This is a genomic window from Nesterenkonia sp. AN1 (genome assembly GCF_000582475.1).
GTDB classification, from domain to species: domain Bacteria; phylum Actinomycetota; class Actinomycetes; order Actinomycetales; family Micrococcaceae; genus Nesterenkonia; species Nesterenkonia aurantiaca.
Genome location: NZ_JEMO01000005.1, coordinates 110054 through 127641, shown reverse-complemented (window position 1 = coordinate 127641; position 17588 = coordinate 110054). Strand labels below are relative to the sequence as shown.

The window sequence follows — 17588 nt, the reverse complement described above, 5'->3', positions numbered from 1 at the left end:
GCCGTTGCGCCGACGTCGTCCGCTGCGCTTGGCGGTGGAGGTGCCATAACCGATCAGGACATTGCCCGACCCCTCCTCCTCAGAAGACTCAGCAGCGGTGCCGGGGTCGGTCACCGATCCGGTGGCGGGCACCGTGCCGGCGCGCTCCTCCTCGCGGTAGCTCAGCGCCCCGGCCTCGGAGGCGCCGTTGGCATCAGCGCTGGTGTGGCCGGCGGCGTCCGAGCCGCCGGATCCAGCGGCCTCAGCCTCGGCGCCCACGGTGATCAGCGGCTCGTCCACGATCAGGGTCTCGCCCACGGCGCCGTGGAGCTTGGTGACCACCCCGGCGTAGGGGGTGGGCACCTCGATGGCGGACTTGGCGGTCTCGACCTCGGCGATCGGCTGATCCACCACGATCGTCTCGCCCTCGGTCACCAGCCAGCTCAGCAGCGTGGCCTCGGTCAGTCCCTCGCCCAGGTCGGGCAGATTGAAGGTGGTCATCTCAGTCCTCCCACTGCAGCTCGTCGAGCGCGTCCAGGATCCGGTCCACGCTGGGCAGATGGTGCTCCTCGAGCTTCGGTGATGGATACGGAATGTCGAATCCGGTGACCCGCTTGACCGGGGAGGACAGCGAGTGGAAGCTGCGCTCCTGGATCCGGGCCACGATCTCGGCGGCCACCGAGACGAAGCCCTGCGCCTCGGCGATCACCACGGCGCGGCCGGTCTTGGTCACCGTGGCCTCCAGGGCGGCGTCGTCGAAGGGCACGATGCTGCGCAGGTCCAGGACCTCCGCGGAGATCCCGTCCTCGGCGGCAGCGTCAGCGGCCTTCAGTGCGGTGGACACGCTGGGGCCATAGCTGATCAGCGAGACGTCGGTGCCCTCACGCACGACGACGGCGCGGCCCTCCGCGCCGACCCCGGCCGCCGGCGCGGACTCGTCCCGCGCCGCAGCCTCGTACTGCGTGCGCAGGTCGCTGAGGTCCACGGCCTCCTTGGTCCAGTAGAGCTTCTTCGGCTCGAAGAAGACCACCGGGTCCGGGGAGTCGATGGCCTCGCGCAGCATCAGATAGGCGTCGCTGACCGTGGCCGGGGTGTAGATCTTCAACCCCGGGGTGTGCGCGTAGTAGGCCTCGGAGGAGTCGCAGTGATGCTCCACGCCGCCGACTCCGCCGCCATAGGGAATCCGGATGACCATCGGCAGCCGAACCCGGCCGCGGGACCGGTTGGCCGTCTTGGCGATGTGGCTGAAGATCTGCTCCAGGGCCGGGTAGGCGAAGGCGTCGAACTGCATCTCGATCACCGGGCGCATCCCGTTGATCGCCATGCCCATGGCCATGCCGGCGATGCCGGACTCGGCCAGGGGGGTGTCGAAGCAGCGGTTCGCGCCGAAGCGCTGGGTCAGCCCGTCGGTGATCCTGAAGACGCCGCCGAGGGTGCCGACGTCCTCGCCGAAGACGCAGACCGAGCGGTCGTTCTCCATGGCGTCGGACATCGCGGTGTTCAGCGCCGCCGCGAAGGTGGTGGGCTTGGCGGCGGCCCCGGCGAGTGCGGGTGCGGTTGTGGTGGCAGTGGCCATGGGTCAGCCCTCCTGGCTTCGCTCGAGCTCATCGGCCAGCTTGGCGCGCTGTTCGCGCAGCTGGGCGGTCGGGGCGGCATAGACGTGGTCGAAGATCTCCAGCGGGTCCATCTCGGGCTCGGTGGTCATGGCCAGGCGCAGCGCCGCGGCGACCTCCTCGGCCTTGCCGCTGATCCGGGTCTCGGCGTCGGCGTCGAGGACCCCGCGCTCGGTGAGGAAGGTGCGCATGCGCAGCAGCGGGTCGCGCTGCTTCCACTGCTCGACCTCGGCGGACTCGCGGTAGCGGGAGTCGTCGTCGGCGTTGGTGTGCGCCTGCATCCGGTAGGTGATGGCCTCCAGCAGCAGCGGCATGGAGTTTGCCCGGGCCAGATCGACGGCGCGGCGCAGCGTGGCAAGCACGGCCACCATGTCATTGCCGTCCACCTGCTCCCCGGCCATGCCATAGCCGATCGCCTTGTGCGCCAGCGACGGGGCGGCGGTCTGCGCCGAGAGCGGCACCGAGATGGCGTAGCCGTTGTTCTGCACGAAGAAGACCACCGGCACCTCGAAGACCGCCGCGAAGTTCAGCGCCTCGTGGAAGTCACCCTCACTGGTGGCGCCGTCGCCACACATCGCCAGCACCACGGTGTCCTCGCCGCGCAGCTTCGCCGCGTGGGCGACGCCGACAGCGTGGAGCAGCTGGGTGGTCAGCGGGGTCGACATGGCCGAGATCTTGTAGTGCAGCGGGTCATACCCGCAGTGCCAGTCGCCGCGGAAGGAGACCATCACCTCGAGCGGGTCCACCCCTCGGGTGATCGTGGCGACGGTGTCGCGGTAGGTGGGGAACATCCAGTCGCCGGTGCCCAGTGCAAGGGCGGCACCGACCTGGCAGGCCTCCTGGCCGTGCGAGGAGGGGTAGACCGCGAGCCGGCCCTGGCGGACCAATGCATAGTTCTGATCATTGACCCGACGCCCCACCACCAGTGCCTCGTAGGCGGCCAGCAGCGCGTCGTCCTCGGGGATCGGGTACTCATGCCCGGGGCTGGTGCCCTGCGCCTCCTCCGGGATCAGCTGCCCGTCGGGGCCCAGCATGCGGATCTGCTGGGCTGCCGGGAGCATGTACTGCTCGGGGGTGATCCCGAAGCTGCTGCTGGTCTCCTTGATATGGGAGCCTGGATCGGGGTCCCCTCCTGTGTCTCGCTGGTCATCGCGAGGCCTCCTAAAAGTCTCTGGCGCAGGTGTCGTGCATCACACTCTCGGTATGAGTGTGTCCCAGCCTGCCGGCGCGGGGCCACCGCGCAGGCAGATCCGAGACGGGCTCCTCCGGGACTCGATGCGGGCCGGACGAACTGCTCGTGTGAGGTGTGCCACGGCTGGTATCGTCCAGAACTATGGGCAATGACCGAGACGAGGCGGCGCGAGGCGAGATCTCGCTGGACTCCGTGGACCACCGGATCCTGCATGCGCTGAGCCAGGACGCCCGCCAGTCGGTGAGCGCCCTGGCCCTCGGGCTGCACCTGTCCCGGGCCAACGCCTATGAGCGGATCTCCCGGCTGCGCGCCGCCGGAGTCCTGCAGGGCTATACCGCAGTGATCGACCCCCGCGCCGCCGGAATGTCCACGGCCGCCTACGTCTTCCTGACGCTGAAGCAGGATGACTGGGAGGTGCTGCGCGGGGCGCTGGCCGATGAGCCTGCGGTGCGACACCTGGCGCTGGTCGGCGGTCAGTACGACGCCGTGCTGCTGGTGCGCACCCGCACCGTGGAGGAGCTGCGCCGGGTGGTCTTCGAACGGATCCAGTCACTGTCCTGCGTGCAGTCCTCCCAGACCGCCCTGATCTTCGACGATCACACCCAATATGAGCACCCGATGCCAAGGAGACCTTCATGACCTTTCGAGCAGCCCTGATCGAGCAGACCCTGGAGCGCGGGCGCATCCTTCAGCACGAGGCGACGCTGAAGGACCTGCCGCAGGACTTCCTCGAGGACTCCGGGGGAGACGCCCCGGTGGACATCGATGTCCACTACTCCGGGATCAACTACAAGGACGGGCTCGCCCTGGCCGGCAAGCCCGGGGTGGCTCGAACCTCCCCGCTGATCCCGGGCATCGACCTGGTCGGGGAGGTCACCAGCTCCGCCGATCCCAGGTTCAGCCCCGGCGATCTCGTGGTGCTCACCGGCGGCGGGATCGGTGAGGCCGCCCACGGCGGGCTTGCCGAGCGCGCCCGGGTCTCCGCGAAGTACCTGGTCAAGCTCCCCGAGGGACTGAGTCCGAAGCGGGCCGCGGCGATCGGCACCGCAGGGTTCACCGCGATGCTCGCGGTGCTCGCCCTGGAACGTGGCGGGGTGCGGCCCGAGGCCGGCGAGGTCGTCGTCAGCGGGGCGGCCGGTGGAGTCGGGTCGGTGGCGATCGCGGTGCTGAACCAGCTCGGCTACCGGGTCACCGCAGTGACCGGGCGGGTCCAGGAGCAGGGCGAGTATCTGCGTCACCTCGGAGCGGCCGAGCTGCTGGATCGGAAGGACTTCGCCGAGGCCGGGTCTGCGCTGCAGAAGCGGCGTTGGGCGGGCGGGATCGACTCCGCCGGCTCTGCGACCCTGGCGAACATCCTCTCCCAGGCCGAGGACGGCGGCACCGTCGCCAGCTGCGGACTGGCCCAGGGGGTCGACCTGCCCACCACGGTGATGCCCTTCATCCTGCGCGGGGTCACCCTTGCCGGGATCAACTCGGTCACCGCGACGCCCGAGCTGCGCGAACAGGCCTGGGCCCGGCTGGCCAGCGACCTGCCCGTAGAGCTGCTCGACGACCTGACTCAGGAGATCAAGCTGGACGGGGTCTTCGAGCAGGCCGAGCAGATCCTCGCCGGAGAGGTGCGCGGCCGGACCGTCGTGAAGCTCCAGGCGTGAAGCTGCACGGGTGAGGCCGTATCGGTGCGGCTGACCGGCTGAGCGGCTGGCCGGCGGATGGCTGGCTGAGTGGCTGGCCAGCTGGTCCGTTGAGCTGGGGGAAGCGGTCTGAGGCGGCGCTCTTGTGTGGGGTGTCACATTCTGATCTCCCGGGCTAGGATGGGGTCAATTACCGACCGTTCGGTCAGTTCTACCTGTCGTTGAGAGGACCCCATGGCTGCCACTGACACATCTGCGGCTCCCCGTCTCCTGCCCAGCTACATCCAGGACTCCTGGTGGACCCCGGAGGCCCCGAGCAAGGTCCACGAGATCCTCGATGCCTCCACCGCCGAGCCGGTCTGCGTGGTCTCCACCGAGGGGCTGGACACCGGTGCCGCCGTCGCCCATGCTCGCTCGGCAGGCCAGGAGAGCCTGGGGCAGCTGAGCATCCACCAGCGCGCGCTGCGCCTGAAGCACCTCGCCGCCTACCTCCACGAGCACCGCGAGGAGCTCTATGAGCTCTCCGACCGCACCGGCTCCACCCGCCGCGACCACCTGATCGATGTCGACGGCGGGATCGGCACCATCCGCACCTTCTCCTCGAAGGGGCGCAAGGAGCTGCCCAACGCCAACATCATCGTCGACGGAGCGGTCGAGCAGCTCTCCCGCGACGGCTCCTTCCTCGGCGAGCACATCTACACCCGGCTCACCGGGGTCGCCGTGCAGATCAACGCCTTCAACTTCCCGGTCTGGGGAATGCTGGAGAAGTTCGCCCCCAGCTTCATCGCCGGGGTGCCCACCATCGTGAAGCCCGCCTCGCAGACCGCCTATGTCACCCAGGCCTGCGTGCGGCTGATGATCGACTCCGGGCTGATCCCCACCGGGGCGCTCCAGCTGATCTCCGGCTCCGCCCGGGACCTGCTGGACCACCTGGACCACCGCGACCACGTGGCCTTCACCGGCTCGGCCAACACCGCGCAGCTGCTGCGCTCCCATGACAACGTCGCGAACCAGGGCGTGCGCTTCACGGCAGAGACCGATTCGCTCAACGCCGCGATCCTGGGTCCCGACGCCGGTCCGGACACGGTCGAGTTCGACGCCTTCATCAAATCGGTGACCTTGGAGATGACCGCCAAGACCGGTCAGAAGTGCACCGCGATCCGCCGCGTCATCGTGCCCTCGGCCCAGGTGGACCCGGTGGTGGAGGCGCTGCGGACACGGCTGGACTCCCGCGTGGTCCTCGGCGACCCGCGAGACGCCCAGACCACCATGGGCCCGCTGGCCTCGCAGGATCAGCGCGAGGAGGTCGCCCGCGCGGTGGACACGTTGGTCAGCGCCGGCGGCTCCGTGCGGGTGGGTGGACCAGAGTCCGGCACCGGCGACGCCGGACAGGGCGCCTTCTTCCCGGCCACCGTGCTCTCCTTCGCCGAACCCCGCACTCCTGCGGTGCACTCGGTGGAGGCCTTCGGGCCGGTCACCTCGGTGCTGGGCTACGCCGACATCGACGACGCCGTGGACCTCGCCGCCCTCGGCGGCGGCTCGCTGGTCGCCACCGTCTGCACCCACGACCGGGAGATCGCCGCCGAGTTCACCCGCGGCATCGCCTCCCACCATGGACGGGTGCTCTTCCTGGACCGCGACGACGCGAAGACCTCCACCGGTCACGGCTCCCCGCTGCCCCACCTGGTCCACGGCGGCCCCGGACGGGCCGGCGGCGGCGAGGAGCTCGGCGGCATCCGCGCGGTCAAGCACTATATGCAGCGCACCGCCGTCCAGGGCTCCCCGGACCTGCTCACCGGAGTCACCGGGGTCTGGCACCGCGGGGCGAAAGCGGTCACGGCGACTCCCGAGACGGTGGCTGATGGCACCGCCGTCCACCCGTTCCGGAAATCCCTGGCCGAGCTGCGCATCGGGGATCAGTTCGCCTCGGGACTGCGCACCGTGGCCCTGGAGGACATCACCTCCTTCGCCGAGTCCACCGGGGACACCTTCTATGCCCACACCGACGAGGAGGCGGCGACGGCGAACCCGTTCTTCCCGCGCCGAGTCGCCCACGGATATCTGCTGGTGGCCTGGGCGGCCGGGCTCTTCGTGGAGCCGGCCCCGGGCCCGGTGCTGGCGAACACCGGCCTGGAGAACCTCTCCTTCCAGACCCCGGTGACCTACGACGACTCGATCCGGGTCACGCTGACTGCGAAGCAGATCATCCCGCGGGAGACCGATGACTACGGCGAGGTCCGCTGGGACACCGTGCTGCACAACCAGCACGACGAGATCGTCGCGACCTACGACGTGCTGACCCGGGTGGCGAAGCAGAACAAGCCCGAGTGGCGGTGAGCTCGGCGTCGTCGTGCTGAGGGCCGCGTCCACCGTCTTCTCGGGATCGGCGAGTACGGTAAGGAGCTGAGCTGGTATCGCCCGTGATCGGGCTCGACGTCGGGGGGGCGATGGCTGTGGACAGACCACGAGATACGCCTGCGCGCGGCGCCCGGATGCTTCGCCTGGCGCGGCGATCGGTGGCCGTCCTCGGCCAGGTGCTGGTCGTCCTGTTGGTCTGGGTGGGGCTGGCGCTGCTGATCGCCGCCGCCCTGATCCGCTTGTTCTGGGGCGAGATCACCGTGGGCCAGGTGCTGCTGAACCTGGTCTCGGTGGAGACCGACGGCGGCGGCGGTGCTCTGGTCTGGGTCTGCATCCTCGGCATCGGCGTGCTGCCGCTGCTGATCACCGCCGGCATCTTGCTGTGGCTGCGCCGTCCCGGGCGCACTCGCCGGCTGAGGAGCGATCCTGAGGGCGCCTGGCGCTCGCCGTGGCTGATGCGCACCGTGACCACGACGCTGGCGGCCTCGGTGGTGGTCCTGGGCACGGCGTCCTTCTCCACGGCCGTGGGCATTCCCGACTACATCCAGGCCGGCAACTCCGAGTACGACCTCGCGGATCACTATGTGGAGCCGGAGGTCCTCGACGACGAGCACAGACGCAATCTGGTCCTGATCTACCTGGAGGCCGGAGAGTCCACCCTGGAAGATGAGGCGCTCTTCGAGAAGGACGGATTCGAGCCGCTCAAGGAGGTCACCGGGTCAGCCGAAGGTTGGCAGAGCGTGGAGGACCTCCGGCAGTACGACGGCGGCGGCTGGACCATGTCCGGGCTGACCGCCACGCAGTGCGGGATTCCACTCTCGGGCGTCACCTCTGCAGCGAGCAGCGGCGCCCTCGGGGAGCTGCGCGGCGGCGACGACACCTATCTGGACGGGACGGTCTGCCTGGGTGATGTCCTGAAGGATCACGGCTATACCAGCGTGTTCCTGGGCGGGGCCAATCCCGCCTTCGCCGAGAAGAACACCTTCCTGGGCAGCCACGGCTACTCCGAGGTGAAGGGGCTCGCTGACTGGCGCGCCGCCGGTGAGCCCTCCAGCAGCTTCCGCAGCGACTGGGGACTGAGCGACCAGAGCCTCATGGAACGAGCCGAGGATCAGCTGGACGAGCTCCACGCGGAGTCCGAGCAGACCGGTGAGCCGTTCAACCTCTCGGTGCTGACCCTGGACACCCATGAGCCGGTTCACGTGTTCGATTACTGCGATGTGGACACCCAGGAGGAGGCGACCTCCGTGCTCGGCTGCTCCATGGAGCAGGTCGCGGGCTTCGTGGAGCACATGGAGGACCAGGGCTACCTGAAGGACACCGCGGTGGTGATCATGGGGGACCATCTCAAGCCGGTCAACGCCGGCGATTCCTTCCAGGAGGAGCTCGTGGACCACCCCGATCGGAGCATCTTCAACCGGATCTGGATTCCCGGCGCTGATCCGGACACGCTGCGCCCAGGGGTGGACCAGCTCAGCATGTACCCCACGATCCTCGAGGCCGCTGGGCTGACCGTGGGTGACGGCGAGGCGGGGCTGGGCGTGTCCGCCTTCTCCGCCGAGCTGCCCGAGGGTTCTGCGCAGTCGTTGCCCTCGGAGGCCTACACGGAGCTGCTGAATTCCCGCTCCGCGGAGTTCTACGCCGAGGCGTGGAGCGGACGGTCCTCGGCGGAGTAGCCCACCGTGGAGCCGGACCAGCTCGGCGCATCAGCCTGCTGGGCGGCTCACTGGGGGGGGCTGCTTCACAACCGACGAGTTGAATCTGCGGGAGGCCAGGCAATGGTTCACTGAAGGGGACCTGTTGTCGATCCGAGGTGCCATGCATGTCAGCCGAGTACAGCTTCATCCCTCCCTGTGGACCGGTCATCGCAGGATCTGTGGGTCCGGTGGTCAAGGCCTCCGGAATTCCCTACTCCCGGGCCCAGCGGTTCCAGCCGCCGCGGCCCGCAGGAGACTGGACTGAGCCCTACGCTGCGCTGGATCCCTCGCCGGCGTGTCCGCAGTGGCGCATCCGGGAGCTGGAACCTGTGGTCGGGACCCAGGCCGGAGGGCTGCCCCAGGACGAGGACTGCCAGAACCTCACGGTCACGATGCCGCTGGACCGGCAGCCGGGGGAGCTGCTGCCGGTCATGGTGTGGATCCATGGCGGGTCCTACATCAGCGGTGCCGGAGACGCGCCCATCTACGATCCGGCGGCCCTGGTGAGTGAACAGCGCGTCATCGTCGTCGCGGTGACGTATCGCCTCGGAGCCTTCGGGTTTCTCGGCGGCCATGGGCGACCCGCCAATCTTGGTCTGCTGGATCAGCTCTGCGCCCTGGAGTGGGTGCAGCGGAACGTCGACGCCTTCGGCGGCGACCCGGAGCAGGTCACGCTCTTCGGCCAGTCAGCCGGCGGGGACGCATCGCGCATCTGATGGCTACCCCAGATGCTCCACGGCTCTTCCGCCGGGCCATCATGCAGAGCCCGCCGCTGGGCATCTCCCGTGGACGGCACAAGATGGCGTCCGCCATGGCCGCCGCGGCTCCTGAGGTGTCGGCGCAGGCCTCGATCAAAGAGGTGCTGCGCGTTCAGGAGCGTGCGCGCGCGGCGGCCGCCCGGTTCGGGCTGCGCGGACTCATGCCCTTCGGGACCCAGTACGGCGCCTCGCCCCTGCCGGTCGAATCGAAGATCGAGGACGCCTGGAAGGCTGTCGCCCCGCACATCGACATCATGATCACGCACACCGCCGAGGAGGCCAGGCTGTTCATCCCGGTTGCGCGGCCGGTGAGCTGGATCCGCGAGCTTCCGGTGATCGGTTCACCCGCGATGACGTTGCTGAGCCGGCTGGGGACCAGGCTCATCTATGTCACGGGCATCCGCACCTTTGCCCGGCGGCACCGTCGAGCCGGGGGCAGGGCGCATTACTTCATCGTGGACTGGGCCGCTCCCGACAACTTCTTCGGATCGGCACACGGGATCGATCTCGCGCTGCTCTTCGGGACCAGGGCGAACACTCAGGGGCTGGGCCTGCTCGAAGGGGCCTCCTGGGAAGAGATCTACGAGGCGGGGAGATCCGCCCGGGCGCTCTGGGCGGGATTCGCCCGAGGAGCGGAACTGCCGGCCACCGGCCGGATCCCCGGCGTCAGCGTGGGCGAACCCCGGGTGAGAACCGGGTGACCAGCCCCCGGTGACGGCGTCCAGGCGTACCAGCGCCGCTTCATGGCTCCGGCTGCTTCCAGCGCCTGGTCGGTGAGTGCCGCTGTCGAGGCCGCGACGTCGCTCAGCGCTGGATCACATGAGGCTGCGCGACCTCCTTGAGTCCCTGCAGCCCGAACTCCAGGCCGAAGCCCGACTGTTTGGCGCCACCGAAGGGCACCCGCGGATCGATGGCGCCGTGCTTGTTGATCCAGGTGGTGCCCGCCTGCAGCCGGGAGGCCACCTCGGTGGCGCGTTCGGGGTCGGAGGACCAGACCGAGGAGCCCAGCCCGACCTCCAGGCCGTTCGCCCACTGGATCGCCTGCTCGAGATCGCTGTAGCGCACGATCGGCAGCGCCGGACCGAACTGCTCCTCGGTGACCAGAGGGTTCTGCGGATCGATATCGGCCACCAGGGTGGTGGGATAGAAGAAGCCCGGGGCGTCGGCATCGGGATCGCCGCCGAGCAGCACCCGCGCGCCGGAGTCCCGCGCGGCATCCACCAGCCGGGCGACGATGTCACGCTGCTTCGCGTTCTGCAGCGGCCCGAGCACGTTCTGCTCTTCAAGCCCGATGCCCATCGGCATCTTGGCCGCCACCTCGGTCAGCGCCTGACAGACCTCGTCATAGATCGCGTCCGGCACGTAGAGCCGCTTCAGCGCCGCGCAGGTCTGCCCGGTGTTGATGAACGCACCCCAGAAGAGGTCTTCGGCGATGGCCTGCGGATCGGCGTCCTCGAGCACGATCCCGGCGTCGTTGCCACCGAGCTCCATGGTCATCCGCTTCATGGTGTCCGCCGCGGTCTTGATGATCGCCTTGCCCGTGGCCACCGAGCCGGTGAACGTGATCTTCGCGATGTCGCCGTGCTCGGTGAGCTGCTTGCCCAGCGACCCATCCCCGGGCACCGCGATCAGCACATCTGCGGGCAACGCCGAATTGAGCACCTTGACCAGGGCCAGCACGCTCAGCGGAGTGTACTCAGAGGGTTTGACCACCACGGTGTTGCCCATCCGCAGGCTCGGGGCGATCTGCCAGATCGAGATCATCATCGGCCAGTTCCACGGCCCGATCGCCCCGACGACGCCGAGCGGACGGTAGTGCAGCTCCGCGTAGCCGGACTCATCATCGAGCAGCACCTCCGGCTCCACCGGGATGGAGGCGGCGGTGCGCAGCCAGGCCACGCAGGCACCGACCTCGAAGCGGGCATTGGGGCCGTTGAGAGGCTTGCCCTGTTCTCGTGAGAGCAGCTGTGCCAGCTCCTCGGCGTGGGCTTCGATCGCATCGGCGGCGGCATGCAGCGCGGCCTGGCGTCTGCTGTGGCCGGCGGCGGCCCAGGAATGCTGGGCGCGCAGGGCGCGGGCGACGGCGTCGTCGAGGTCTGCGGCCGAGGCGGCGGGGGAGTGCCCGATGAGCTCCCCGGTCGCGGGGTCGTGGACCTTGTGGCCCTCGGTGCTGGTGACCTGCTCGAGCAGCGTGGTGGCGGTCATGGTGTTCTCCTCAGGTGTCATCGGAACAGTCAGGACGGGGTGTTTCAATGGCCCAGCAGCAGGTCTGCGGCCTTCTCGCCGATCATGATCGTGGGGGCGTTGGTGTTGCCGCTGGGCAGTGCCGGCATGATCGAGGCATCGGCCACGCGCAGCCCGGTGACGCCGCGCACCCGAAGCGACGGGTCCACCACCGAGAGGTCATCGACGCCCATCCGGCAGGTGCCCGCCTGGTGGTGGTAGGTCCCGGCCATGGCTCGGGCGTGGGCACGGACCTGATCACGGGTCTCCAGCGGTGCCGAGGGGCTGAACTCCGCCTTGCGGTAGGGAGCCAGCGCATCCTGGGCGCCGATCTCCCGGCAGAGTTCGATGGCGTCGCACAGCGCCTCGAGGTCGTAGTCCTCGGCCAGCAGGTTGGGATCCAGCAACGGCGCCTGCCGCGGGTCCGCGCTGGCCACTCGCAGCGTGCCGCGGGAGAGCGGCCGCACGATCCCGGCGTTCACGGTGAACCCGGCGGCGGGCGTCGCGCCGCCGTCAGTGGGGTAGGGGAAGTGCATGAAGAGCGGCTGGATGTCCGGCGCCTCCTCCTGGGTCTGCTGACTGTGCGCGAAGAGCTGCGCCTCGAGCAGGTTGTGCCGGCCCTCGGCCAGCGGCTCCGGCGCCTCGTAGATCACGCTGGCCAGGACGTGGTCGTGCAGGTTCTTGCCCACCCCGGGCAGCTCTACGACCATGTCGATCCCTGCCTGTGCCAGGTCGGCGAGGTCCCCGATGCCCGAATGCTGCAGGATGCTCGGTGATCCGATCGCGCCGGCGCAGAGCACGATCTCCGCGGAGGCCCGCGCAGTGTGTGTGCCGGTCCCGGTGCTGTACTCCACGCCGGTGGCGCGCCCGTCCGCCACCATGATCCGGTGCACCAGGCGTCGGTGGTCAGGGTGAGCCGCTCGTGGCCGAGGATCGGATGCATGAAGGCCCGCCAGGGGCTGTGCCGCTTCCCGTCCTTGGTGGTGGTGTGGTTGAAGCCGGCGCCGGAGAGCTGCTCGCCGTTGAAGTCCTGGGTCTCTGAGATGCCCACGCTGTTCGCGGCCTGGACGAAGGCCTCCGAGCTGGCATGGCGGTTCACGATCTTCTCCACGTGCAGCGGTCCGCCGGCGCCGTGGAACTCGGAGGCTCCGTCCTCATGGTCCTCAGAGCGCTTGAAGAGGGGAAGCACATCCTCCCAGCTCCACCCCTCACACCCGGCCGCAGCCCACTTGTCATAGTCCGAGCGGTGGCCGCGGATGTAGATCATCCCGTTGAGCGACCCGGAGCCGCCGAGCACCTTCCCGCGCGGCCAGGCGATGCTGCGATTGCCGGCGTGGACCTGTGGCACCGTGGTCAGCGCCCAGTCGGAGGTCCCCTGCATCAGCATCGGCCAGCCCTGGGGACTGTGGATGTGCGGGTCCTCGTCGCGACCCCCGGCCTCGATCAGGTGCACGCTGTGGCCGGCGTCGAGCAGTCGGCGGGTGATCACGGAGCCGGCGGACCCGGCGCCGATCACGACGTAGTCGGTGGTCATGGCATCATTCACGATGGTCTTCTCTCCTTCGATCGCAGTTCCTCGGCAGTGCCCCCAGCATGGCCAGGCAGCGGTGCGGCGCCTTGATCGCAGGCGCACGGCACTGTGCACCAGGTGCATGGTTGTGGCACCCATCACATCGTGGTGCGAGACTGGAGCGATGCTGACCAGAGAAAGCGCGAGGCGATGAGCCCGACGCCGGGCCAGGTCTCCTTTGATCCGGCCGAGCTGGCGCCACAGGACCGCTTCGAGGCGTGGCGGCATGCGGTCAACACCGCGTTCGTGCCGCTGGACGCCAGCACCGAGGAGCCGGGTCGATTCAACGGTGAGCTCACCGGACTGGCCCTGGGGTCGCTCAGCGTGGCCGGGGTCGGCGGTGACGCGGTCACCGTGCGGCGCAGCCGGCAGGCCATCGCTGCCGGGGACCCGGGGGTGTTCAAGTTCGCGCTGCAGGTGCAGGGCAGCTCGCTGACCCGGCAGGACGGCCGGGAGGCGCTGCTCTCCCCGGGGGATCTGGTCATCTATGACACGCGCCGCCCCTATGATCTCGTCTTCGGCGGGCCGTACCGGATGTTTGTGGTCCAGATTGCGGTGGAGCACCTCGGGCTCTCCGCCGACCAGGCCCGGGCCGTGGTCGCCCAGCGGATTCCCGGTTCTGCGGGTCTCGGCGCGCTGACCTCCTCGCTGCTGAGCAGCCTCGACGGTCAGCTGCAGAAGGGTGAGATGGCTCCGGACCCGAGGGCCGCCTCAGCGGTGCTGCAGCTGGTCCAGGCCACGCTGCTCTCCCGGTTCCGACCGGCGGCCGAGGTCCCCACCCGCGACGTGGTCTACCTGGAGGCGGTCAGGCACATCGATGACCATCTGGGGGATCCCGATCTCGGGGTCGGTGCCGTGGCGCGCGCGCTGCATGTCTCGGTGCGCTACCTGCAGGGCATCTTCGCCCAGGAGGGCACGACCATCAGCGAGTGGATCCGGCAGCGAAGGCTGGAGCGGTGCCGGATGGAGCTCGGAGACCCCTCCCAGGCGCACCGATCGATCAGCGCGGTGGCTGCCCGCTGGGGGTACCCCGAGGCGTCGAGCTTCAGTCGGGCCTTCAAGCATGAATACGGGCTCTCACCGGGAGCGTTCCGGCGTCAGGTCGCTGGAGGCTGAGTGCGCGGAGCCGCGCGGCGTCCACACGCAGGCAGACGGTGTGACGTGCGCAGCTGCTGCGTCGCCCGCATCTATCGGCTGCGGCGAGCCCCGAGCAGCTCGCAGGACATGGAGCAGGCCTGTGCCTCCTGTCCGTCACCGAGAAGAACAGCACCCACTCCTTGACTAATACCCCCTGGGGGTATATACCGGGAGTGGATGTGCTGTCCGGCCTCGTCCAAGACATGAGGGAGACCGTCATGACCGAATCCACCCGCACCGCGCTGTCGATCGTCGACACCGGCTGCTCGTGCTGCGCCCCAGCCGGCGACGCGGCGATCCCCACTGGGCGCCAGAGTGCAGACCCCCGCGGGACGCCGGTCGGCGCCGAGACCTACCAGGTGGAGGGAATGACCTGCGGACATTGTGCAGATTCCGTCACCGAGGCGGTGAGCTTCCTGAACGGGGTGAATGACGTCCGGGTCGAACTCGTCGCCGGAGGGGCCTCGCTCGTCAGCGTGACCGGGCTCGCCTCCACCGACGCCGTGCGGGACGCCATCGAAGCGACCGGCTACCGCGTGCTCAACGGCTGACCGATCCCCGAGAGGGCGCGGATGCTCCAGGAGCTCTCGGAACATACCTGACCACCCCGGGGCGTCGCACTCATGCGGCCGCCGGTGAAGAGCGATGGACCGATCGACGAAGGAGGACCGCGATGATGTGGGACACCGGAATGGGAGCGGGCATGGGCTGGATGTGGCTCTTCTGGATCCTGCTGATCGTGGGAACGGTGGTGCTGGTGGTCGTGCTTGTGAAGGCCTTCACCGGCGGTTCCACCGACGGGAGCCGACAGGGTGGTTCCGCTCCGGCGACCGGGGCGCTCCCGCGCCGGTCCCGACAGATCCTCGAGGAGCGCTACGCGCGCGGGGAGATCAGCACGGAGGAGTACAACGAACGATTGCGGACCCTGGAGATGGTGACCGGTGAGCCCGCTGACACGCCGGGAGCTGCTGGCCCTGGGTGCGGTCGGGGCCGGTGCCGCGGCCGTGGGCGCGGGCGGGCTGTGGTGGACCAGCCGCGGCGGTGAGACCCTCGGCGGCGGCAGGGCGCTGCTGCAGCCCGAGGTGCTGACCAGCCGGGACGGGGTCCTGGACCTGGCCCTGGAGGCCGCTCCCACCCGAGTGCGGATCGGGGCGCGCGAGGCGAGCGTGCAGGCATTCAACTCCTCGCTGCCCGGACCCACCCTGCGGATCCGGGGCGGGGACACCCTCCGGGTGGCGATGACCAACGGCCTGGAGGCCCCGACGAACCTGCACGTGCACGGGTTGCACGTGTCCCCCGAGGGCAACGGGGACAACCCCTTCGTGAGCATCGAACCTGGTGAGTCCTTCGACTACGAGTACGTCCTGCCACAGGACCACGCTCCCGGCACCTACTGGTACCACCCGCACAGGCATGGGCACGTGGCCGATCAGATCGCGGCAGGGCTCTACGGGACCATCGTCGTCGAGGATCCGGATCCTGTCCCGGTGGCCCGGGAGCGCGTCCTGGTCGTCTCCGACATCACCTTGGACGGCTCCGGCAACCTCACCGAGGTCTCCCCGCCGCAGCGGATGATGGGCCGGGAGGGTGAGACCGTGCTGGTCAACGGCCAGGTCCGCCCTGAGGCCGCCGCGGCGCCGGGGGAGCGGGAGCTGTGGCGGGTCGTCAACGCCTGCCCTTCCCGGTACCTGCGCCTGACCCTGGACGGGCAGGGGCTGCGACTGCTGGGCCGAGATGTCGGCCGGCTGCCCGAGCCGGTGGAGGTGACCGAGGTGATGCTGGCCCCCGGCAACCGCGTGGAGCTGCTGGTGGACACCCGCGAGGGGACCTCCACGCTTCGCACCGCCCCGGTGGACCGCGGGAGCATGGGCGGCATGATGGGCGGGGCCGCACCCGGGGAGGGCCCCGGCGACGACGAGCCGATCAACCTGCTCATCCTTGAGGTCGCCGGGGATCCGGTCGAGGAGCCCGGACCCGTGCCGGCGGGCACGGCCCTGCGGGACCTGCGCGATGAGCCGGTCGACGCCCGACGCACCCTGGACTTCGACATGGACATGGGCATGGGCATGGGCGGGATGAGAGGCATGAGCGGTCCCGGGGGGATGATGTCATTCACGATCGACGGGCGCGAGTTCGACGCCGAGCGCATCGACCAGCGGGCTCAGGTGGGCACCGTGGAGGAGTGGACCCTGATCAACTCCAGTCCCATGGATCACCCGATGCACCTGCACGTGTGGCCCATGCAGGTCGTGGCAGACGGCGACCGCGACGTCTCCGGACCGCGGTGGCAGGACGTGGTCAACATCCCGGCCTTCGGGGAGGTGACGGTCCGAGTGGCCTTCGAGGCCTTCAGCGGCCGCACCGTCTACCACTGCCACATCCTCGACCATGAGGACCTCGGCATGATGGGCGCCATCGAGGTTCGATGACGTCGCGGCATATTGCGGCACACGACGCCGGACCACGACGCAGGAGCGCGACTCACGACGGCACAGGACAGACAGCCGGAACGCGGGCAGACAGCCGGTCCTGGACCGGATCCCTGGCTCATTCACCGGTCCATCGGCTCCATGTGGGAGGTTTCTGATGACGCGTCGGATCATTGAGGACGCGTCGAGCTTCCATCAGCTCCCGTGGAACACCGGCTTGCGCTTCTCCTGGAACGCGGCGAAGCCCTCGGTGTAGTCCGCAGAGTCGCACAGCCGACCCTGCGCGTGGTTCTCCGCGTTCAGGGACTCCCACAGGCCGATCCGCTGGTCCCTCACCGCGGCCACCAGGGCTTTGGACTCGCGGAACGCCAGAGTGGCCCCGGCGGCGGCCACGGCCGCCTTCTCACGGGTGAACTCGAGCAGCTCCTCGGCCGGAACCGCACGGGAGAAGAGCCCTGCGGTCACGGCCTCCGCGCCTGACATCAGGTCAGCGGTGTAGATCAGATCCAGGGTCCGGTGCGCACCCAGGCGCTCCACGAAGAGCGCATGTCCGCCCGAGTCCAGCGTGGCCCCGAGAGCGGCGAAGGGGGAGCCGATCTTGGCGTTCTCGGCCACGTAGACCACATCGGTGGCGATGGCCAGGCCCAGGCCCACCCCGAGGCAGGCTCCCTGCACGGCGGCGAAGGTCGGCGCGGGGAACTCGGCCATGCGGCGCATCAGCGGGGTGACCTTCCCCTGCAGGTAGCCCAGCGCGTCGTCGGTGGCGGGCACGACGTCGGAGATGTCCCGTCCGGCGCAGAAGCCCTTGCCCTCACCGCGCAGCAGCAGTGCCCGGACTCCTGCCTGCTCAGCCTCTTGGTAGGCGGCATCGAGGTCATCGAGCGCCTGCTCATCCAGGGAGTTGAGCTTCTTCGGCGCGTCCAGGACGATCTCGGCGACGCCGTCGGTGATGCTCAGCTGAATCATGGAGGCTCCTGGTGTGAGGGCTGGGCGTGGGGGCT

General features: G+C 69.4%; 16 protein-coding genes and 1 pseudogene. 10 read left to right on the top strand and 7 right to left on the bottom strand.

The annotated features are described in order from the left end of the window. The 3 genes from BG28_RS03890 to pdhA all read right to left on the bottom strand — a co-directional run. Positions 1–480 (bottom strand): biotin/lipoyl-containing protein (locus BG28_RS03890; protein ID WP_036474370.1); only part of this gene is annotated, 480 nt, incomplete at its 3' end. 1 nt (position 481) lies between these two features. Further along, positions 482–1555, bottom strand: coding sequence for an alpha-ketoacid dehydrogenase subunit beta (locus BG28_RS03885; protein WP_051500951.1), 1074 nt, complete (start codon positions 1553–1555; stop codon positions 482–484). Positions 1556–1558: 3 nt separating this feature from the next. Then, on the bottom strand, positions 1559–2698 hold the full coding sequence (pdhA, locus tag BG28_RS03880) for a pyruvate dehydrogenase (acetyl-transferring) E1 component subunit alpha (RefSeq protein WP_036474369.1): 1140 nt from the start codon (positions 2696–2698) through the stop codon (positions 1559–1561). Between the two features lie 227 nt (positions 2699–2925). On the opposite strand from pdhA, the gene BG28_RS03875 reads away from it, so the two are divergent. The 6 genes from BG28_RS03875 to BG28_RS16685 all read left to right on the top strand — a co-directional run bounded on the left by BG28_RS03875 (position 2926) and on the right by BG28_RS16685 (position 9929). Beyond that, the gene (locus tag BG28_RS03875) at positions 2926–3423 is read left to right on the top strand and encodes an Lrp/AsnC family transcriptional regulator (RefSeq protein ID WP_051500950.1); all 498 of its coding nucleotides are present in this window, start codon (positions 2926–2928) and stop codon (positions 3421–3423) included. Next, positions 3420–4436, top strand: a complete 1017-nt coding sequence (locus BG28_RS03870) for an MDR family oxidoreductase (protein WP_036474367.1) — start codon at positions 3420–3422, stop codon at positions 4434–4436. Before BG28_RS03875 ends, BG28_RS03870 begins: the two co-directional genes overlap by 4 nt. A 213-nt stretch (positions 4437–4649) precedes the next feature. Beyond that, positions 4650–6752: a phenylacetic acid degradation bifunctional protein PaaZ gene (paaZ, locus tag BG28_RS03865; protein ID WP_036474365.1), complete on the top strand. Its 2103-nt coding sequence runs from the start codon at positions 4650–4652 to the stop codon at positions 6750–6752. Positions 6753–6862: 110 nt separating this feature from the next. Next, positions 6863–8449, top strand: a complete 1587-nt coding sequence (locus BG28_RS03860; protein WP_051500958.1) for an LTA synthase family protein — start codon at positions 6863–6865, stop codon at positions 8447–8449. Between the two features lie 146 nt (positions 8450–8595). Further along, positions 8596–9186 carry a carboxylesterase family protein gene (locus BG28_RS16690; RefSeq protein WP_369797182.1) on the top strand — a complete coding sequence of 197 codons (591 nt, stop codon included), beginning with the start codon at positions 8596–8598 and terminating at the stop codon, positions 9184–9186. Beyond that, positions 9186–9929: a hypothetical protein gene (locus BG28_RS16685; protein ID WP_369797180.1), complete on the top strand. Its 744-nt coding sequence runs from the start codon at positions 9186–9188 to the stop codon at positions 9927–9929. The genes BG28_RS16690 and BG28_RS16685 overlap by 1 nt, the downstream gene beginning before the upstream one ends. Positions 9930–10032: 103 nt before the next feature. On the opposite strand, the gene BG28_RS03850 is transcribed toward BG28_RS16685, so the two are convergent. The 3 genes and pseudogenes from BG28_RS03850 to BG28_RS16080 all read right to left on the bottom strand — a co-directional run. Further along, entirely contained in the window at positions 10033–11433 is a 1401-nt protein-coding gene (locus tag BG28_RS03850) for an aldehyde dehydrogenase family protein (RefSeq protein WP_036474362.1), read from the bottom strand. 44 nt (positions 11434–11477) lie between these two features. Continuing rightward, positions 11478–11987 (bottom strand): GMC family oxidoreductase, encoded by a 510-nt coding sequence (locus BG28_RS16085; RefSeq protein ID WP_235180958.1) that lies wholly within the window; start codon positions 11985–11987, stop codon positions 11478–11480. 186 nt (positions 11988–12173) lie between these two features. Beyond that, positions 12174–12985 (bottom strand): annotated as a pseudogene (locus BG28_RS16080) (GMC family oxidoreductase); the annotation flags it as partial. Between the two features lie 186 nt (positions 12986–13171). Here BG28_RS16080 and BG28_RS03840 point away from each other — a divergent pair. From BG28_RS03840 to BG28_RS03825, 4 genes are all read left to right on the top strand, one after another. Next, positions 13172–14137, top strand: coding sequence for a helix-turn-helix domain-containing protein (locus tag BG28_RS03840; RefSeq protein ID WP_051500949.1), 966 nt, complete (start codon positions 13172–13174; stop codon positions 14135–14137). A gap of 239 nt (positions 14138–14376) precedes the next feature. Continuing rightward, positions 14377–14709, top strand: coding sequence for a heavy-metal-associated domain-containing protein (locus BG28_RS03835; protein ID WP_036474361.1), 333 nt, complete (start codon positions 14377–14379; stop codon positions 14707–14709). A gap of 122 nt (positions 14710–14831) precedes the next feature. Beyond that, entirely contained in the window at positions 14832–15203 is a 372-nt protein-coding gene (locus BG28_RS03830; RefSeq protein ID WP_084479414.1) for an SHOCT domain-containing protein, read from the top strand. Further along, positions 15100–16587, top strand: a complete 1488-nt coding sequence (locus tag BG28_RS03825) for a multicopper oxidase family protein (protein ID WP_036474360.1) — start codon at positions 15100–15102, stop codon at positions 16585–16587. Before BG28_RS03830 ends, BG28_RS03825 begins: the two co-directional genes overlap by 104 nt. Positions 16588–16782: 195 nt before the next feature. Here the strand turns inward: BG28_RS03825 and BG28_RS03820 are convergent, their stop codons facing one another. Next, positions 16783–17553 carry an enoyl-CoA hydratase/isomerase family protein gene (locus BG28_RS03820; RefSeq protein ID WP_036474358.1) on the bottom strand — a complete coding sequence of 257 codons (771 nt, stop codon included), beginning with the start codon at positions 17551–17553 and terminating at the stop codon, positions 16783–16785. Positions 17554–17588: the final 35 nt, after the last annotated feature.

What these genes read in the sequence shown, in the direction of transcription:
- BG28_RS03885 (WP_051500951.1), bottom strand. Translation starts at nt 1,555, where the DNA reads ATGGCCACTGCCACCACAACCGCACCCGCACTCGCCGGGGCCGCCGCC.
- BG28_RS03875 (WP_051500950.1), top strand. Translation starts at nt 2,926, where the DNA reads ATGGGCAATGACCGAGACGAGGCGGCGCGAGGCGAGATCTCGCTGGAC.
- BG28_RS03870 (WP_036474367.1), top strand. Translation starts at nt 3,420, where the DNA reads ATGACCTTTCGAGCAGCCCTGATCGAGCAGACCCTGGAGCGCGGGCGC.
- paaZ (WP_036474365.1), top strand. Translation starts at nt 4,650, where the DNA reads ATGGCTGCCACTGACACATCTGCGGCTCCCCGTCTCCTGCCCAGCTAC.
- BG28_RS03860 (WP_051500958.1), top strand. Translation starts at nt 6,863, where the DNA reads ATGGCTGTGGACAGACCACGAGATACGCCTGCGCGCGGCGCCCGGATG.
- BG28_RS16690 (WP_369797182.1), top strand. Translation starts at nt 8,596, where the DNA reads ATGTCAGCCGAGTACAGCTTCATCCCTCCCTGTGGACCGGTCATCGCA.
- BG28_RS16685 (WP_369797180.1), top strand. Translation starts at nt 9,186, where the DNA reads ATGGCTACCCCAGATGCTCCACGGCTCTTCCGCCGGGCCATCATGCAG.
- BG28_RS03850 (WP_036474362.1), bottom strand. Translation starts at nt 11,433, where the DNA reads ATGACCGCCACCACGCTGCTCGAGCAGGTCACCAGCACCGAGGGCCAC.
- BG28_RS16085 (WP_235180958.1), bottom strand. Translation starts at nt 11,987, where the DNA reads ATGCACTTCCCCTACCCCACTGACGGCGGCGCGACGCCCGCCGCCGGG.
- BG28_RS03840 (WP_051500949.1), top strand. Translation starts at nt 13,172, where the DNA reads ATGAGCCCGACGCCGGGCCAGGTCTCCTTTGATCCGGCCGAGCTGGCG.
- BG28_RS03835 (WP_036474361.1), top strand. Translation starts at nt 14,377, where the DNA reads ATGACCGAATCCACCCGCACCGCGCTGTCGATCGTCGACACCGGCTGC.
- BG28_RS03830 (WP_084479414.1), top strand. Translation starts at nt 14,832, where the DNA reads ATGATGTGGGACACCGGAATGGGAGCGGGCATGGGCTGGATGTGGCTC.
- BG28_RS03820 (WP_036474358.1), bottom strand. Translation starts at nt 17,553, where the DNA reads ATGATTCAGCTGAGCATCACCGACGGCGTCGCCGAGATCGTCCTGGAC.